Raw genomic sequence first — 18725 nt, forward strand, 5'->3', positions numbered from 1 at the left:
CCTGGCGATAATTCAAATGAGTTCTACCACAAAAGGCAACAATCATGTCTATACGTCGTTTTTCCACTACCGCACTTGCCGTAGTGTTGTCTTTAACGTTTGCAACGGCTCCGGTCATGGCTAATCCTGGAAACGGGAATGGCGGTGGTCATGGAAACAGTGGCGGACAAGGTAATGGCGGCAATCATGGTAACGGGAATTCTGGTAATTCCGGTAACCATGGTAATAAGCAAAATAGCGGAAAGGAAAACCCTGGAAAATCGGATAAGAGCTTCAAAAACAGCAAAGATGTCGGTAATGACGTCGACGCTCGCGTGAGCTTCGATCATGCCCGCCACCTGGCACTGAATTATGGCTTAACGGGCTATGAGTCTCTGCCTCCGGGGATTGCGAAAAACCTCGCACGCGGTAAACCGCTTCCTCCGGGCATTGCGAAGAAGACCGTACCAGCCTCTATGCTCGGCCAGCTTCCTTCCTACCCGGGCTATGAATGGCGCGTGGTCGGGGACGATCTGGTCTTAATTGCGCTGAGTACGGCGATTGTGACCTCCGTAATTAACGGCGTCTTTAAATAGAATATAAAAAGGCCCGGTTCTTACCGGGCCTTCTCTTTAATACATGACCTTGTGGCCGTACTGCTCAAGAATACCTTTCACGCGTTCCATCGTCTCTTTTTTCGGCGGCTTCACGCCATCAAGCTTGTACTCTTCGCCCATCGCCACCCATTTATGTTTACCCAGTTCGTGATAGGGCAGAAGCTCAATTTTCTCGACGTTGCCCATGTCGCGGGTAAATTCACCCAGGCGATGCGCGGAGTCATCGTCATCTGACCAGCCGGGAACAACAACGTAGCGGATCCAGGTTTTGATGCCTTTATCGGCGATGTATTTGGCAAACTCCAGCGTACGGTGGTTAGAAACGCCAACCAGATTCTGGTGGATCTCATCGTTCATCTGTTTGAGATCGAGCATCACCAGATCGGTCACGTCGAGCAGTTCATCAATGACCGGATCGTAGCGGCGCACAAAGCCGTTGGTGTCGAGACAGGTATGAATGCCTTCTTTATGGCAGGCGCGGAACCAGTCGCGGACAAACTCAGCCTGAAGAATAGCTTCACCGCCGGACGCGGTCACGCCACCGCCGGATGCGTTCATAAAGTGGCGGTAGGTCACCACCTCTTTCATCAGATCTTCCACGGTGACTTCTTTACCGCCGTGCGTGTCCCAGGTGTCGCGGTTATGGCAGTACAGGCAGCGCATCAGGCAGCCCTGGAAAAAGGTAATAAAGCGGATCCCCGGGCCATCGACGGTGCCACAGGATTCAAAGGAGTGAATGCGACCAATAGTTGACATTGCGGTGATATCTCCGAATTTGGCCCATCCGGGGGCCTGTGTAGTTGCACAGCTCAAAGGCTATGTCGAGTCTGTTTTGGCTGTTATCCATAAAGTATAGATAGCGGACAAAAGAGACTGGTGAAGCGAGGGTGTTAAAAGGCCCCACTTGCGTGGAGCCTTTATTGTACGCTTTTTAACGCGTGATTTCAGTCAATTCCACTTACATGGACTGAGTGAAAGTACGGGTGATAACGTCCTGCTGCTGTTCTTTCGTCAGGGAGTTAAAACGTACTGCGTAGCCAGATACGCGGATGGTCAGCTGAGGATATTTCTCAGGATGTTCCATCGCGTCGAGCAGCATTTCACGGTTCATTACGTTCACGTTCAGGTGCTGACCACCTTCGATGGACGCTTCGTGGTGGAAGTAACCATCCATCAGACCCGCGAGGTTAGTTTTACGCACTTCGTCGTCTTTACCCAGCGCGTTTGGCACGATAGAGAAGGTGTAAGAGATACCATCTTTCGCGTAAGCAAACGGCAGTTTAGCAACGGAGGTCAGAGAAGCTACAGCACCTTTCTGGTCACGACCGTGCATTGGGTTAGCACCTGGGCCAAATGGCGCGCCAGCACGACGACCGTCTGGGGTGTTACCGGTTTTCTTACCATACACAACGTTAGAGGTGATGGTCAGAACAGACTGAGTCGGGATAGCGTTACGGTAGGTAGTGAGTTTCTGAATTTTCTTCATGAAACGTTCTACCAGGTCAACCGCCATGTCATCAACGCGAGCGTCGTTGTTACCAAACTGCGGGTATTCGCCTTCGATTTCGAAGTCTACGGCCAGGCCGTCTTCGTCACGAATTGGTTTAACTTTCGCGTATTTGATTGCAGACAGGGAGTCAGCCGCAACGGACAGACCTGCGATACCACACGCCATGGTGCGGATAACGTCACGGTCGTGCAGCGCCATCAGAGAGGCTTCGTAGCTGTACTTGTCGTGCATGTAGTGGATAACGTTCAGCGCGGTCACGTACTGCTTAGCCAGCCAGTCCATGAAGTGGTCCATGCGCTCCATGACTTCGTCATAGTTCAGCACGTCGCCTTTGATTGGCTCAGACTTAGGACCAACCTGCATTTTCAGTTTTTCATCAACGCCGCCGTTGATAGCGTACAGCATGGTTTTCGCCAGGTTTGCACGCGCACCGAAGAACTGCATTTGTTTACCAACAACCATTGGGCTTACGCAGCAAGCGATAGCGTAGTCGTCGTTGTTGAAGTCCGGACGCATCAGGTCATCGTTCTCGTACTGCAGAGAAGAGGTGTCGATGGACACTTTAGCGGCGAATTTCTTGAAGTTCAGAGGCAGTTTTTCAGACCACAGAACGGTGATGTTTGGCTCCGGAGAAGGACCCATGGTGTACAGGGTGTTCAGGAAGCGGAAGCTGTTTTTGGTTACCAGCGTACGGCCGTCAACGCCCATACCGCCGATAGATTCGGTTGCCCAGATTGGGTCACCAGAGAACAGTTCATCATATTCTGGGGTACGCAGGAAGCGAACCATACGCAGTTTCATGACCAGGTGGTCAATCATTTCCTGAGCGTCTTGCTCGGTGATTTTACCTGCTTTCAGGTCACGTTCGATGTACGCATCCAGGAAGGTGGATACGCGGCCGAAGGACATTGCTGCACCGTTCTGAGACTTAACAGCGGCCAGGTAGCCGAAGTAGGTCCACTGGATAGCTTCCTGAGCGTTGGTCGCAGGACCAGAGATATCGCAGCCGTATTTAGCCGCCATCTCTTTGATCTGACCCAGCGCGCGGTGCTGTTCAGCAATTTCTTCACGCAGACGGATAGTCGCTTCCAGGTTTACGCCGTTTTCCAGGTCAGACTGCAGGGAAACGAACTGCGCGTATTTGTCTTTCATCAGGAAGTCGATACCGTACAGCGCAACGCGACGGTAGTCACCGATGATACGGCCACGGCCATAGGCATCTGGCAGACCGGTCAGAACGCCAGATTTACGGCAGTTCAGAATGTCTTTGGTATAAACATCGAATACGCCCTGGTTATGGGTTTTGCGGTATTCGGTGAAGATTTTTTTCAGCATTGGGTCCAGCTCGCGGTTATACGCTTTGCAGGAACCTTCAACCATTTTGATACCACCGAACGGGATGATGGCGCGTTTCAGTGGTGCTTCAGTCTGCAGACCAACAATTTTCTCAAGGGCTTTGTTGATGTAGCCAGCATCGTGAGAAGTGATGGTGGATGCAACGGAGGTGTCAAAATCAACTGGCGCGTGAGTGCGGTTTTCCAGTTTAACGCCTTCCATTACGCTGTCCCACAGCTTGGTGGTCGCGTCAGTTGCGCCAGCCAGGAAGGATTCGTCACCTTCATACGGGGTATAGTTTTTCTGAATGAAGTCACGGACGTTGACTTCATTCTGCCAGTCACCTTTCGCAAAACCTTCCCAGGCTGTGGCTAACTTTTCATTAAGCTCGGACATGTAACACCTACCTTCTTAAGTGGATTTTTTATTTACTGCCTGAGACAACCATTAATGATGGTCGCCGCCACGCAGGTAAATGACCCAGTATGTCAACCCAACTAACAGACCCCCACCGATAATGTTCCCGATAGTGACGGGGATCAGGTTATCAGTAATGAAATTCATAATAGTCAGGTGAGAGAAACTTTCCGGGGATGAACCAACTGCGGTCCAGAACTCCGGGCTTGCAAAGTTGCGGATAACAATCCCCATCGGGATCATGAACATATTCGCAATACTGTGCTCGAAGCCGCTGGCAACAAACATCGCAACCGGCAGAACCATAATCATGGCTTTATCCATCAGGCTACGGCCAGAGTAGCTCATCCAGACCGCCAGGCAGACCATCAGGTTTGCGAGGATGCCGAGAGCAACGGCTTCGATAAATGTGTGATGCATTTTGTGGTCAGCGGTTTGCAGGACATTAAGCCCCCAGCCACCGTTGGCGGTCATATACTCGCCAGAGAGCCACATCAACAGAACAAAGAGCAGACAGCCAATCAGGTTACCAACGTAGACGTTAAGCCAGTTGCGCGCCAGTTGACCCCAGGTAATTCTTCCGCTGGCTTTCGCCACAACAATCAGCACCGTTGAGGTGAAGAGGTCGGCGCCGCAAATGACGCAGAGAATCAGACCCAGTGAGAAGCAAATGCCGCCAATCAGTTTGGCCATGCCGAAAGGCATTCCGGCAGTACCGGTGGTGGCGGTGATGTAGAAGACGAAAGCGATAGAGATGAACACACCAGCGGTGATCGCCAGATAGAACGTCTTCATCGGGTGTTTCGTTGCTTTATAGACACCCGCTTCTTCGGCAACTTTTGCCATCGCGGCGGGGAGTAAAAGATCAAAAGGGTTGTCAGCTTTCACACTAACTCTCTCTTTATTAAGTCGGCGACGAGATACTAACAAAGCATTATAGAAGAGAAATTGATATAGATCATATCTCGCCTGGCTTATAGGCCCGCAGTATGTATGGTTTTACAACAAATGCGGTGTAAGTATTTGATTATCCGTATAAAAATAAATTTTAAAAGTTATGAAAAGAGTTGAATTTTTTCGTTCGGCCCCCTTCGAAACAGTTAATTAATATGGAGTATTTACCATAAAAAGTAACAATAAAGCCCAGGCAAATATTATTATATTTACCCGTGTTTAACTTTATTATTACAATCAACAATCATTGCCGAAGAGAATAAAAAACGGGGCAATGAAATTGCCCCGTAATATAGCCCAGACGATTGAATACGCCTACTGCCGTTAATGTTATATGCGTTTATTTTGACCAGTAAGCGGCTTTTGCTTTCTGCAGCTTTTCATAGGCCTTCAGCAGAGACTGATGCGCCGGGAAGGCTTTCAGATCGCTGTCAACCGCCTGCAGACCGTAGAACGGCTCTTCACCGCTCAGCGCCGCGCTGGCGGCTTCAACCGCTTCAGCACCGTACATACGTACGAAAGCGTTCAGGTACTGCAGTGGCTCGCGATCGTCTTCCTGTGCAAGCAGCAGCAGGGTTTGCAGGCAGCGGTAATAGTTGGTGCGCTCGGCGGAGAAGACCGACTGGTTAAACTCCATGGTCCATTCTGTCCAGGCCAGAGCCTGATCCAGATCGCCGCCCGCGAGGGCCAGCATCGCTTTCAGTTCACCGATGCGCAGCGTGTACCAGCCGTTGTCTTTCCCGGTCGCCAGACCCAGCAGCTCGCGCACGCGGGTAAAGTCATCGTGGCCTTCATCGTCCAGCTGGGCTATCAGGTTGAGATAATCTTCTTTTTCCCACTCGCTGCCCGGCAGGGAGAGTAGGGTTTCACGCAGGTGCGCGCCCATGCTGTTGTTTGCGAGCCACAGATCTTCCGCCGGGTAGATATCGGACATGCCAGGTACGATGATGCGGCACGCGTAAACGCCCAGGTGTTCGTAGTCGGCAATGTAGACTTCCTGATCTTCGGCGTCGAAGATTGCCATCAATGTAGCGAACTCTTCTTCGGTGGTACCGGCAAAGCTCCAGTCCACGAACGGATAGTCCGCGTCCTGCTTGAACATATCCCAGGAGATCAAACCGCTGGAGTCGATGAAGTGGGTTTCGAGGTTGGTGTGCTCGGCCACTTCTTCATCGTCAAACGTTGGCGGCGTAAACACGTCGAGATCTTTCAGGCTACGGCCCTGCAGCAGCTCGGTCACGGTACGCTCCAGCGCCACGCCGAAGTCAGGATGCGCGCCGAAGGAGGCGAAGCAGGTTCCGTTAGTCGGGTTAAACAGCACGACGCAGATAACCGGATATTTACCGCCCAGCGAGCCGTCATAGGCAAAGATTGGGAAACCTTCCGCTTCCAGCTTCGCGATGGATTCCACCACGCCCGGGTAGCGCGCCAGCACGTCTGCCGGAATTTCAGGCAGGCTGATGGATTCAGCGATGATGCGGTTTTTAATGTGACGCTCGAACACTTCAGACAGGCCCTGCACGCGCGCTTCATTGCGGGTGTTACCGGCGGACATACCGTTGGACACATACAGGTTGCCGACGATGTTCATCGGGATATAGACGGTCTGCTCGTCAGACTGACGGGTGAACGGCAGGGCGCAGATCCCACGCTCTTCATTCCCAGACTGCAGATCGATCAGCATGCTGGCGGTCAGTTCGTTTTCCGGATCGTAGAAGGCACGCAGACGGCCATCCAGAATGCCTTCCGGCAGTTCATCGTCTTCGGTCAGCGGGAACCATTTTTCGTTCGGATAGTGAACGAACGGGCCGTTGGCGATGGTTTCACCCAGCCAGAAGTCAGCGAAGAAATAGTTGGTGGACAGACGCTCAAAATACTCACCCAGCGCAGAGGCCAGTGCCGCTTTTTTCGTCGCACCTTTACCGTTGGTAAAGCAGAGCGCGCAGTCTTTGTCGCGAATGTGCACGGACCAGACGTGAGGCACCGGGTTCAGCCAGGAGGCTTCTTCGATGTTAAAGCCCAGGTCGGTCAGTTTCTGCTGGAAGCGAGCGATGGAATCTTCCAGAGCGGCGTCTTTGCCGGGGATAAACGTTTGAGTCATGGCGTTCACTTTTATCGTACGTAAAGCGCGCAATGATACGGGTTTTGCGTGACGGGTGCTATCTCCGGCGAAAATAAATGGCTGGGCTATGCTTAGTAGCAGTAACTGACTGTTAAGGCATAGAAAAATGAAAGCATTTGATCTCCAGCGGATGGCGTTTGATAAAGTTCCACCTGAATTTCTGGGCGAAGTGGCGCTGCGCAGCCTGTATACCTTCGTACTCGTCTTCCTGTTTCTCAAAATTACCGGCCGTCGTGGCGTTCGTCAGATGTCGCTCTTTGAAGTGCTAATCATCCTGACGCTGGGCTCGGCGGCGGGGGATGTTGCCTTCTATGACGACGTGCCGATGGTGCCGGTGTTTATCGTTTTTGTTTCCCTCGCCTTGCTTTACCGGCTGGTGATGTGGCTAATGTCGAAAAGTGAAAAGCTGGAAGATCTGCTTGAAGGGAAGCCGGTCGTTATCGTCGAGGACGGTCAGCTGGCCTGGGAAAATGTGCAAAGCGCCAATATGACCGAGTTTGAGTTCTTTATGGAGCTGCGTCTGAATAGCGTCGAACAGCTCGGGCAGGTGCGGCTGGCGATCATGGAAACCAATGGGCAAATCAGCGTCTATTACTATGCTGATGACGACGTTAAGCCCGGCCTGTGTATCCTGCCGGATATGTTAGTAGAACGGTTCAGGGTGGTACCTGAAACCGGGGAGTATGCATGTATAAAATGTAGTCATGTTGTGGGGATGCATGCGGGCGATCATCAATTATGCCCTCGTTGTGCAAATCCGGAATGGACAAAGGTTAGCCGGGCTAAACGCCTCGTCTGATAGCGATTTTGTCGGTTTTGTGACGACGAAGCGGCAGATTGTTTTGTGTGACGAAGGGCACATTTCCCCGGTCATAAGTTTTAGACATTGCGGCGCGTGTCACTGAATGATAAAACCGATATCCACAGTTATAACTTATGGCTTTTAGCGTGGTGAGGGGAAATGGCTCAAGTTTTTAATTTCAGTTCAGGTCCGGCAATGTTACCGGCAGACGTGCTCAAACAGGCTCAACAGGAGTTGTGTGACTGGAACGGTCTGGGTACGTCGGTGATGGAAATCAGCCACCGGGGTAAAGCGTTTATTCAGGTGGCGGAAGAGGCAGAAAAGGATTTTCGCGATCTGCTGAACATTCCCTCGAACTACAAAGTATTGTTCTGTCACGGCGGTGGACGCGGCCAGTTTGCGGGCATCCCGCTCAATCTGCTGGGCGACAAAACCACCGCTGATTACGTCGATGCTGGCTACTGGGCAGCCAGTGCGGTAAAAGAAGCGCACAAATACTGCACGCCGAACGTTATCGACGCCAAAGTGACCGTTGACGGTCTGCGCGCCGTGAAGCCGATGAGCGAGTGGCAGCTGTCTGACAACGCCGCGTATCTCCACTACTGCCCGAACGAAACCATCGACGGCATCGCCATTCACGAAGAGCCAGACTTTGGCGACAATGTCATTGTGACGGCGGACCTCTCTTCAACCATTCTGTCCACTCCGCTGGACGTCAGCCGCTACGGCGTCATTTACGCAGGTGCTCAGAAAAACATCGGCCCTGCTGGGCTGACTATTGTCATCGTCCGTGAAGACCTGCTGGGGAAAGCCCATAAGTCCTGCCCGTCAATTCTCGATTACACCGTTCTGAATGACAACGACTCCATGTTCAACACCCCACCTACGTTTGCCTGGTACCTCTCCGGCCTGGTCTTTAAATGGCTGAAGCAAAACGGCGGCGTGGCGCAGATGGACAAGATCAATCAGCAGAAAGCCGAACTGCTGTACGGCACGATCGACAAGAGCGATTTCTACCGTAACGATGTGGCGAAAGCGAACCGTTCCCGCATGAACGTACCGTTCCAGCTGGCAGACAGCAGCCTGGACAGCGTGTTCCTGGAAGAGTCGTTCGCGGCGGGTCTGCACGCGCTGAAAGGCCATCGTGTGGTTGGCGGGATGCGTGCTTCCATTTATAACGCCATGCCGCTGGAAGGGGTTAAAGCCCTGACCGATTTCATGATCGACTTCGAACGTCGTCACGGTTAATTTGCTGTTTTTCACCCCCGCAGCGTCCCTGCGGGGTTTTTATTATGTTGAGTTGAGAGTTTAGTTTTCATGGAATCCCTGACGTTACAACCTATCGCGCGGGTAGATGGCACCATCAATCTGCCTGGTTCAAAAAGTGTCTCGAACCGCGCTCTGCTGCTGGCAGCTCTGGCAAACGGCACCACCGTCCTCACCAACCTGCTGGACAGCGATGACGTGCGCCATATGCTCAATGCGCTGAAAGCGTTGGGCGTTCATTACACACTCTCTGACGATCGCACCCGCTGCGAAGTGACCGGCAACGGCGGCGCGCTGCAGGCGAATGAAGAGCTTGAGCTGTTTCTGGGTAACGCGGGGACCGCGATGCGTCCGCTGGCGGCGGCCCTGTGCCTCGGGAGCAATAACATCGTGCTGACCGGCGAGCCGCGCATGAAGGAACGTCCGATCGGCCATCTGGTAGATGCCCTGCGTCAGGGCGGCGCGCAGATTGAGTATCTGGAGCAGGAAAATTACCCGCCACTGCGTCTGCGCGGGGGCTTTACCGGCGGTACCGTCGAGGTTGACGGCAGCGTCTCCAGCCAGTTCCTGACGGCGCTGCTGATGACCGCGCCGCTGGCCCCGCAGGATACGGTTATCACGATTAAAGGTGAGCTGGTCTCCAAACCGTATATTGATATTACGCTGCATCTGATGAAAACCTTCGGCGTTGAGGTTGAAAACCAGTCTTATCAGCGCTTTGTCGTGCGTGGGGCGCAGCAGTACCAGTCGCCGGGCAACTACCTGGTTGAAGGCGATGCTTCATCCGCATCCTATTTCCTTGCCGCTGGCGCGATTAAAGGCGGTACGGTAAAAGTGACCGGCATTGGCCGCAACAGCGTGCAGGGCGATATTCGTTTTGCTGACGTGCTGGAAAAAATGGGCGCGGTTGTCACCTGGGGGGATGATTTCATCTCCTGTACCCACGGTGAGCTGAACGCCATCGACATGGACATGAACCATATCCCGGATGCGGCGATGACCATTGCCACCGCGGCGCTGTTTGCCAAAGGCACCACCACGCTGCGCAACATCTATAACTGGCGCGTAAAAGAGACGGACCGCCTGTTCGCGATGGCAACCGAGCTGCGTAAAGTCGGCGCTGAGGTAGAAGAGGGCGAAGATTACATTCGCGTTACCCCTCCGGCAAAACTGAACTTTGCTGAAATCGGGACCTATAACGATCACCGTATGGCGATGTGTTTCTCGCTGGTGGCGCTGTCCGATACCCCTGTGACCATTCTCGATCCGAAATGTACGGCGAAAACCTTCCCGGACTATTTCGAACAGCTGGCGCGCATTAGCACCCTGGCATGATGAAGTCTTGCCGCATCACCTGATGCGGCATTTCCTTACGCTTCCTGACGATCTTTCCCGCTCATTTCTTCTACACTCTGCTTCTATCATTCCGTAATTTGCACGCAAAGGTAACAGTTGCGCACGTTGGCGCGTATAATGCGCGGCGTTCATGTTAACGGTATGCCTTATTTAAGGAGAAAAAGATGACGGCAGTTGCCCCGGTAATCACCATTGATGGGCCGAGTGGCGCAGGGAAAGGTACTCTGTGCAAAGCGATGGCGGAAGCATTGCAATGGCATCTTTTAGATTCGGGAGCAATCTATCGCGTGCTGGCGCTGGCTGCGCTGCATCATCACGTGGATGTCGCCTCTGAAGAAGCGCTGGTACCGCTGGCTGCGCATCTGGATGTGCGTTTTGTTTCTACCGATGGCAACCTGGAAGTGATCCTGGAAGGGGAAGACGTGAGCGGCGAAATCCGTACGCAGGAAGTCGCTAATGCGGCCTCCCAGGTGGCGGCTTTCCCACGCGTTCGCGAGGCGCTGCTGCGTCGCCAGCGAGCGTTTCGTGAAGCCCCGGGTCTGATCGCTGATGGACGCGACATGGGAACCGTGGTCTTCCCTGATGCGCCAGTAAAAATTTTCCTTGACGCCTCTTCGGAAGAACGTGCTCAACGCCGTATGCTTCAGTTGCAGGAAAAGGGGTTTAGTGTTAACTTTGATCGCCTTTTATCCGAGATAAAAGAGCGCGATGACCGCGATCGTAACCGCGCCGTCGCACCGCTTGTTCCTGCAGAAGATGCATTAGTTCTGGATTCAACCAGTTTAACTATTGAGCAAGTGATTGAAAAAGCGCTACAATATACGCGCCAAAAACTGGCACTCGCGTAATCGCGACCGATTTAGCAGTACCCCCGCTGCAATGGATTGACGGCGGGTATGTGAAACAACCCCATCCGGCACGGAGCCAGGTGGACGTTAATATTAACCTGAAGATTAAACATGACTGAATCTTTTGCTCAACTGTTTGAAGAATCCTTAAAAGAAATCGAAACCCGTCCGGGTTCCATCGTTCGCGGTGTTGTTGTTGCTATCGACAAAGACGTAGTACTGGTTGACGCCGGTCTGAAATCTGAGTCCGCCATTCCGGCTGAGCAGTTCAAAAACGCCCAGGGCGAGCTGGAAATCCAGGTTGGTGACGAAGTTGACGTTGCTCTGGACGCAGTAGAAGACGGCTTCGGCGAAACCCTGCTGTCTCGTGAGAAAGCTAAACGTCACGAAGCATGGATCACGCTGGAGAAAGCTTACGAAGAAGCTGAAACTGTGGTCGGTGTTATCAACGGCAAAGTTAAAGGTGGCTTCACTGTTGAGCTGAATGGTATTCGTGCGTTCCTGCCAGGTTCACTGGTAGACGTTCGTCCAGTCCGTGACACCCTGCACCTCGAAGGCAAAGAGCTTGAGTTCAAAGTAATCAAGCTGGACCAGAAGCGTAACAACGTTGTTGTTTCCCGTCGTGCCGTTATCGAATCCGAAAACAGCGCAGAACGCGATCAGCTGCTGGAAAACCTGCAGGAAGGCATGGAAGTCAAAGGTATCGTTAAGAACCTCACTGACTACGGCGCATTCGTTGACCTGGGCGGCGTTGATGGCCTGCTGCACATCACCGACATGGCGTGGAAACGCGTTAAGCACCCAAGCGAAATCGTGAACGTGGGCGACGAAATCACTGTTAAAGTGCTGAAGTTCGACCGCGAGCGTACTCGTGTATCCCTCGGCCTGAAACAGCTGGGCGAAGATCCATGGGTAGCTATCGCTAAGCGTTACCCAGAAGGTACTAAACTGACTGGTCGCGTAACCAACCTGACCGACTACGGCTGCTTCGTTGAAATCGAAGAAGGCGTTGAAGGCCTGGTGCACGTTTCCGAAATGGACTGGACCAACAAAAACATCCACCCATCCAAAGTTGTTAACGTTGGTGATGTAGTGGAAGTGATGGTTCTGGATATCGACGAAGAACGTCGTCGTATCTCCCTGGGCCTGAAGCAGTGCAAAAACAACCCATGGCAGCAGTTCGCGGAAACCCACAACAAGGGCGACCGTGTTGAAGGTAAAATCAAGTCTATCACTGACTTCGGTATCTTCATCGGCCTGGACGGCGGCATCGATGGCCTGGTTCACCTGTCTGACATCTCCTGGAACGTTGCAGGCGAAGAAGCAGTTCGTGAATACAAAAAAGGCGACGAAATCGCTGCAGTTGTTCTGCAGGTTGACGCAGAGCGTGAGCGTATCTCCCTGGGCGTTAAACAGCTCGCAGAAGATCCGTTCAACAACTGGGTTGCACTGAACAAGAAAGGCGCAATCGTAAACGGTAAAGTGACTGCAGTTGACGCTAAAGGCGCAACCGTAGAACTGGCTGACGGCGTTGAAGGTTACCTGCGCGCTTCTGAAGCTTCACGTGACCGCGTTGAAGATGCCACTCTGGTTCTGAACGTAGGCGACGACGTTGAAGCTAAGTTCACCGGTGTTGACCGTAAGAACCGTGCAATCAGCCTGTCTGTTCGTGCTAAAGACGAAGCTGATGAGAAAGATGCAATCGCAACTGTTAACAAACAGGAAGATGCAAACTTCTCTAACAACGCAATGGCTGAAGCTTTCAAAGCAGCTAAAGGCGAGTAATATCAGGTTCTCAGCATCATTTGAGCTGTAACGCATTTACAGCGCGAAGGATGATGAGCAGACTTGACAGATTGCAGGATTCGTCCTGTAATCAATAACAAAGGGCGGCTACGGCCGCCCTTGTTTAATGAGCTGTTCAGCTAATTGGTTTGAAAGGAACCGGAGGAATCATGACCAAGTCAGAATTGATTGAAAGACTTGCCAGTCAGCAACCGCATATCCCTGCCAAGGCAGTGGAAGATGCCGTAAAAGAGATGCTGGAGCATATGGCCTCCACTCTTGCCCAGGGCGAGCGCATTGAAATCCGCGGTTTCGGTAGTTTTTCTCTGCACTATCGTGCTCCACGTACCGGGCGTAACCCGAAAACTGGTGATAAAGTCGAGCTGGAAGGGAAGTACGTTCCACACTTTAAGCCGGGTAAAGAACTGCGCGATCGCGCCAATATTTACGGCAACTGAGTTTAGCCAGCCGGTTAAACTGGGTTCGAAAGAAAGCACCTGCGGGTGCTTTTTTTGTCTCCGTCACTTTCATTCTGAAGGTGTCTCGCATTTTAAGTTGCGTTTTCTGCAACGCGCTAAAAACCTTGCAGTGCTTGCTGTAGATTGCATTTTTCACATCTGACACCCCGCTCGATCTGCCCGCATACTGCCACCCAGAAACAGGGAGGTAGCAATGGGAATTCCCGCTTTAGGTATCTGCGCCATTCTGGCGATAGCCTCGTTACTCTGGTTACCTGAACTGCCATCGCGTTATACCATCTGGATAATGATGGCTGGCGGGGTTGCACTGGCCGCACGCCAAAACGTACGGCTGAAGTATGTGGGGATGACGCTGTTATTTTGCGTGTGGGGCATTCTGGCCGCGCAAGAGAGCGTCTGGCCGATGCAGCATTTAACCGCAGGTGCCGTGCAGGCCGAGGTGGAGATCGCCGCGACTGATGGTGCCACTGTGCATCAGGGAAAAATACTCACCGTTGATGGCCAGCGCTGGTGGGCGTCAACAGGCGTAACGCTTTATGGTCATTATCTGCCGCAGAAAGCGTGTGCCGGTCAGCGCTGGGCGATGACGCTCCGGCTCAGGCCTGTACACGGCGAACTGAACGACGGAGGGTATGACCCCCAGCGCAGCGCTATTGCCCGCCATCAAACGCTAAGTGGGCGTTTTACCCATGCAGAACTCATCGATGGACGCTGCAGCTTGCGAGCGCAATACCTGACATCGCTGCAAAACCGACTTTCAGTTTATCGCTGGGGCGCGGTTATCCTCGGGCTGGGCATGGGAGAACGTCTGGATGTCCCCAGGGAAATAAAAGACCTGATGCGTGAAACCGGCACGCTGCATCTGATGGCGATTTCGGGTCTGCATATCGCGCTGGCGGCCTCCATCGTCTGGTTTCTTGTGCGCGGGCTTCAGATTTTATTACCTTGCCATCGGGTCAACTGGCAAATGCCTCTGCTGGCGGGGTTATTCTTTGCTGCTTTCTACGCCTGGCTGACCGGTCTGCAACCGCCCGCGCTACGCACGGTCATCGCACTTGCTGTACTGGCGGCGCTGCGGATCGGTTCCCGGCAATGGTCTCCATGGCAGGTGTGGATCTGCTGTGTCGCGGCGATCCTGATAAGCGATCCCTTAGCCATACTTTCGCAGAGTCTGCTTTTGTCTGCATTTGCCGTCGCCGCGCTGATTTTCTGGTTTCAGTGGTTGCCGCTTCCTCACTGGCAGTGGGCTCGCCGGATACGTCCGCTGCTGAACCTTGTCTATCTGCAGGTCGGCATGCTGTTACTTCTCATGCCGCTACAGGTTCTGATTTTCCATGGCTTTAGCATTTCATCGTTGATCGCCAACTTCTTTGCCGTTCCGTTGGTGACGTTTGTCTGCGTACCGCTGATTTTACTCGGCATGCTGCTCCATCTGCTGCCGCTGGCGGGGCTGGAAAGCGGCATCTGGTATGCAGCCGATAAGACGCTTGCCGGGTTGTTCTGGTTGCTGATGCGCCTGCCAGACGGCTGGCAGAGTGTGGACCAGCGCTGGCAGTACATGACGTTACTGCCGTGGCTTATCCTCATCGGCTGGCGTTTCCGCGCCTGGAAAACCGTTCCTGCCGTTTGTCTGGCGGGAATTGTCTTGCTGGCTTCTCCCCTCTGGCGAATGGCGAAAAGCGACGCCTGGACGCTCCATATGCTGGACGTGGGGCAGGGGCTGGCAATGGTTATTGAACGACAGGGAAAAGCCATTCTTTACGATACCGGGCTTGCCTGGCCGGGTGGGGATAGTGCACAGCGGTTAATTATTCCATGGCTGCGCTGGCATCATCTGCAGCCGGAAGGCGTTATTCTCAGCCATGAGCATCTCGACCATGCGGGAGGTCTTGTATCGCTGCAAAAAACATGGCCCGAAATGTGGGTAAGAAGTCCGTTGCACCAGACTGGGCATCGTCCCTGCTTTCGAGGGCAAAGATGGCAATGGCAGGGGTTAACGTTCACCGTCCACTGGCCCACTGAAAATTATCCGGCTCAGGGTAACAATCACTCCTGCGTGGTAAAAATTGACGACGGCGAGCAGAGCGTTCTGCTGACGGGAGACATTGAAGCACAGGCAGAACAGGCTATGCTTAGCCATTACTGGCAGCATCTAACGTCCACCCTCATACAGGTACCTCATCACGGCAGCAATACCTCGTCTTCATTGCCGCTGGTACAGCGCCTGGAAGGGGAGATTGCGCTGGATTCAGCGGCCCGCTATAACGCATGGCGATTCCCGTCGGCTAAAGTAGTCCGGCGCTATCGAAAAGAGGGATATATCTGGCACGATACCCCCCATTCCGGGCAAATATCGGTGACATTTTCGCACCATCGCTGGCAAATCCGGCGCGTGCGGGATCAATTTTTACCCCCCTGGTATCATCAGTGGTTTGGCGCGCCCGTAGATAACGGGTAGAATATGCGGCTATTTCAACAAATGCTGGTTTTTTGAATGCATAACGACAAAGATCTCTCCACGTGGCAAACCTTCCGCCGACTCTGGCCGATGATTGCACCCTTTAAAGCAGGCCTGATCGTGGCGGGTGTAGCGTTAATCCTCAACGCAGCCAGCGATACTTTTATGTTATCGCTCCTCAAACCGTTACTGGACGACGGTTTTGGTAAAACGGATCGCTCAGTGTTGCTATGGATGCCTCTGGTGGTTATCGGGCTGATGATCTTACGTGGTATCACCAGCTATATCTCCAGCTACTGCATTTCCTGGGTTTCCGGGAAAGTGGTTATGACCATGCGCCGTCGTCTGTTCAGCCACATGATGGGCATGCCGGTTTCATTCTTTGACAAGCAATCCACCGGGACGCTGCTGTCTCGTATTACCTACGATTCAGAGCAGGTTGCCTCCTCCTCTTCAAGCGCGCTGATTACCGTCGTGCGCGAAGGAGCGTCGATCATCGGTCTGTTTGCAATGATGTTCTATTACAGCTGGCAGCTGTCGCTGATCCTTATCGTGCTGGCACCGGTCGTGTCCATTGCTATCCGCGTCGTCTCAAAGCGCTTCCGCAATATCAGTAAGAATATGCAGAACACCATGGGGCAGGTGACGACCAGCGCAGAACAGATGCTGAAAGGGCACAAAGAAGTGTTGATCTTCGGCGGTCAGGAAGTTGAAACCAAACGCTTTGACAAAGTCAGCAACAAAATGCGTCTGCAGGGGATGAAGATGGTCTCGGCCTCTTCCATCTCTGACCCGATCATTCAGCTGATTGCCTCACTGGCGCTGGCGTTCGTTCTTTATGCGGCAAGCTTCCCGAGCGTAATGGAGACGCTGACGGCGGGTACTATCACCGTAGTCTTCTCCTCGATGATTGCCCTGATGCGCCCGCTGAAATCCCTGACCAACGTGAACGCCCAGTTCCAGCGCGGGATGGCCGCCTGCCAGACGCTGTTCAGCATTCTGGATTCTGAACAGGAAAAAGACGAAGGTACACGCGAGGTAGAGCGCGCGCGTGGCGACGTGGAGTTCCGCAACGTGACCTTCACCTATCCAGGCCGCGAAACGCCGGCTCTGCGCAATATCAACCTGACGATTCCGGCAGGTAAAACCGTTGCGCTGGTAGGCCGCTCCGGCTCCGGTAAATCCACCATTGCGAGCCTCATCACTCGTTTCTACGATATTAACGAAGGTGAGATCCTGCTGGATGGTCACGATCTGCGGGAGTACACCCTGCAGTCGCTGCGTAACCAGGTTGCGCTGGTTTCTCAGAACGTGCATCTCTTCAACGATACGGTTGCCAACAACATTGCTTATGCGCGCACTGACGAGTACAGCCGCGAGCAGATTGAGAACGCCGCGCGTATGGCGTATGCAATGGACTTTATCAACAAGATGGATAACGGTCTGGACACGATCATCGGTGAAAACGGGGTACTGCTCTCCGGCGGTCAGCGCCAGCGTATCGCCATTGCGCGCGCGCTGCTGCGCGATAGCCCGATACTGATCCTGGACGAAGCAACCTCTGCACTGGATACGGAATCTGAACGCGCGATTCAGTCGGCGCTGGATGAACTGCAAAAGAACCGTACGTCGCTGGTGATTGCGCACCGTCTGTCCACTATTGAGCAGGCAGATGAGATCGTCGTGGTTGAGGACGGCATCATTGTTGAACGCGGAAGCCATGCCGATCTGCTGGAACATCGTGGCGTTTACGCCCAGCTTCATAAGATGCAGTTCGGCGAATGATTGCACGCATCTGGTCCGGTGAATCCCCGCTGTGGCTGCTGCTTTTGCCGCTCTCCTGGCTGTACGGCCTGGTGAGCGGCATTATTCGCCTGTTTTACCGTCTGGGGATCAAGCGTGCCTGGCGCGCGCCGGTTCCGGTTGTCGTGGTGGGTAACCTCACGGCGGGCGGCAACGGCAAAACGCCAGTGGTGATCTGGCTGGTGGAGCAGTTGCAAAAACGCGGCATCCGCCCCGGCGTGGTGTCGCGTGGGTATGGTGGTAAAGCGGCGCACTACCCATTGCTGCTGTCGGCGGAAACCACGACCGCAGAAGCGGGTGATGAGCCAGTATTGATTTTCCAGCGTACCGGTGCGCCGGTTGCGGTCTCCCCGGTGCGCAGCGACGCCGTGCAGGCCCTGCTTGCTGAACACGCGGCACAAATCATCATCACTGACGACGGCCTGCAGCATTACGCTCTGGCGCGTGATAAAGAGATTGTAGTTATCGACGGCGTTCGTCGTTTCGGCAACGGCTGGTGGCTGCCCGCTGGCCCCATGCGTGAACGCGCTTCGCGTCTGAAGTCCGTTGATGCGGTGATTGTTAACGGCGGTGAAGCAAAGTCGGGTGAAATTCCTATGCGTCTGTTACCGGGAATGGCGGTCAACCTGGTGACGGGTGAACGCCGGGCGGTTGCAGAACTGCCTTCGCTGGTGGCAATGGCGGGTATTGGTCATCCGCCGCGCTTCTTCGCGACGCTGGAACAGTGTGGCGCCCGGCTGGAAAAACGCGTTCCGCTGGCTGACCATCAGGCGCTGGTGGCAGAGCAGGTTGAGGCGCTTACCGCGCCTGGCCAGACGCTCATTATGACCGAAAAAGATGCGGTGAAATGCCGTGCCTTTGCGAAAGATAACTGGTGGTATCTGCCCGTTGACGCTGAACTCAGCGGCGAACAGCCGGAACAATTGCTTAAGGAACTGATTGCGTTGGTGCAGTAGAGGCTTACGCGGTTCTGGTGGCGCTTTGACTGACAGGA

Annotated in this window: 14 protein-coding genes; 10 read left to right on the plus strand and 4 right to left on the minus strand. The window is 53.6% G+C overall.

The annotated features are described in order from the left end of the window. Positions 1-44 precede the first annotated feature (44 nt). Entirely contained in the window at positions 45-575 is a 531-nt protein-coding gene (locus ACMGGH_RS12945; protein WP_047368209.1) for an anti-virulence regulator CigR family protein, read from the plus strand. A gap of 36 nt (positions 576-611) precedes the next feature. Here ACMGGH_RS12945 and pflA read toward each other — a convergent pair whose 3' ends face one another. The 4 genes from pflA to ycaO form a co-directional block, all read right to left on the minus strand. Continuing rightward, positions 612-1352 carry a pyruvate formate lyase 1-activating protein gene (gene pflA, locus ACMGGH_RS12950; RefSeq protein ID WP_028012563.1) on the minus strand — a complete coding sequence of 247 codons (741 nt, stop codon included), beginning with the start codon at positions 1350-1352 and terminating at the stop codon, positions 612-614. Between the two features lie 202 nt (positions 1353-1554). Then, positions 1555-3837, minus strand: a complete 2283-nt coding sequence (pflB, locus tag ACMGGH_RS12955; protein ID WP_023338210.1) for a formate C-acetyltransferase — start codon at positions 3835-3837, stop codon at positions 1555-1557. Between the two features lie 51 nt (positions 3838-3888). Then, a complete protein-coding gene (focA, locus tag ACMGGH_RS12960; RefSeq protein ID WP_028012564.1) occupies positions 3889-4746 on the minus strand; it encodes a formate transporter FocA in 858 nt (285 codons plus the stop codon). A 406-nt stretch (positions 4747-5152) separates the two neighbouring features. Continuing rightward, positions 5153-6913, minus strand: coding sequence for a 30S ribosomal protein S12 methylthiotransferase accessory factor YcaO (gene ycaO / locus ACMGGH_RS12965; RefSeq protein WP_049136587.1), 1761 nt, complete (start codon positions 6911-6913; stop codon positions 5153-5155). 127 nt (positions 6914-7040) lie between these two features. On the opposite strand from ycaO, the gene ACMGGH_RS12970 reads away from it, so the two are divergent. From ACMGGH_RS12970 to lpxK, 9 genes are all read left to right on the plus strand, one after another. Next, the gene (locus ACMGGH_RS12970) at positions 7041-7733 is read left to right on the plus strand and encodes a DUF421 domain-containing protein (protein ID WP_059356802.1); all 693 of its coding nucleotides are present in this window, start codon (positions 7041-7043) and stop codon (positions 7731-7733) included. Positions 7734-7895: 162 nt separating this feature from the next. Beyond that, positions 7896-8984, plus strand: a complete 1089-nt coding sequence (gene serC, locus ACMGGH_RS12975; RefSeq protein ID WP_063449166.1) for a 3-phosphoserine/phosphohydroxythreonine transaminase — start codon at positions 7896-7898, stop codon at positions 8982-8984. Between the two features lie 69 nt (positions 8985-9053). Then, positions 9054-10337: a 3-phosphoshikimate 1-carboxyvinyltransferase gene (gene aroA, locus ACMGGH_RS12980; protein WP_232948042.1), complete on the plus strand. Its 1284-nt coding sequence runs from the start codon at positions 9054-9056 to the stop codon at positions 10335-10337. A gap of 185 nt (positions 10338-10522) precedes the next feature. Next, positions 10523-11206, plus strand: coding sequence for a (d)CMP kinase (gene cmk, locus ACMGGH_RS12985; protein WP_232948043.1), 684 nt, complete (start codon positions 10523-10525; stop codon positions 11204-11206). Between the two features lie 111 nt (positions 11207-11317). Further along, positions 11318-12991 (plus strand): 30S ribosomal protein S1, encoded by a 1674-nt coding sequence (gene rpsA, locus ACMGGH_RS12990; RefSeq protein WP_008499966.1) that lies wholly within the window; start codon positions 11318-11320, stop codon positions 12989-12991. Between the two features lie 170 nt (positions 12992-13161). Further along, positions 13162-13449 carry an integration host factor subunit beta gene (gene ihfB, locus ACMGGH_RS12995; protein ID WP_008499965.1) on the plus strand — a complete coding sequence of 96 codons (288 nt, stop codon included), beginning with the start codon at positions 13162-13164 and terminating at the stop codon, positions 13447-13449. A 214-nt stretch (positions 13450-13663) separates the two neighbouring features. Next, positions 13664-15928, plus strand: a complete 2265-nt coding sequence (locus tag ACMGGH_RS13000; protein WP_232948044.1) for a ComEC family protein — start codon at positions 13664-13666, stop codon at positions 15926-15928. A 36-nt stretch (positions 15929-15964) separates the two neighbouring features. Next, a complete protein-coding gene (gene msbA / locus ACMGGH_RS13005) occupies positions 15965-17713 on the plus strand; it encodes a lipid A ABC transporter ATP-binding protein/permease MsbA (RefSeq protein ID WP_028012570.1) in 1749 nt (582 codons plus the stop codon). Continuing rightward, complete coding sequence (gene lpxK / locus ACMGGH_RS13010) at positions 17710-18687, plus strand: tetraacyldisaccharide 4'-kinase (RefSeq protein ID WP_063437608.1); 978 nt, start codon at positions 17710-17712, stop codon at positions 18685-18687. Before msbA ends, lpxK begins: the two co-directional genes overlap by 4 nt. Positions 18688-18725: the final 38 nt, after the last annotated feature.

Origin of the sequence: Enterobacter sp. BNK-16 (assembly GCF_048684955.1) — a bacterium.
In the GTDB taxonomy this organism is placed as follows: domain Bacteria; phylum Pseudomonadota; class Gammaproteobacteria; order Enterobacterales; family Enterobacteriaceae; genus Enterobacter; species Enterobacter bugandensis.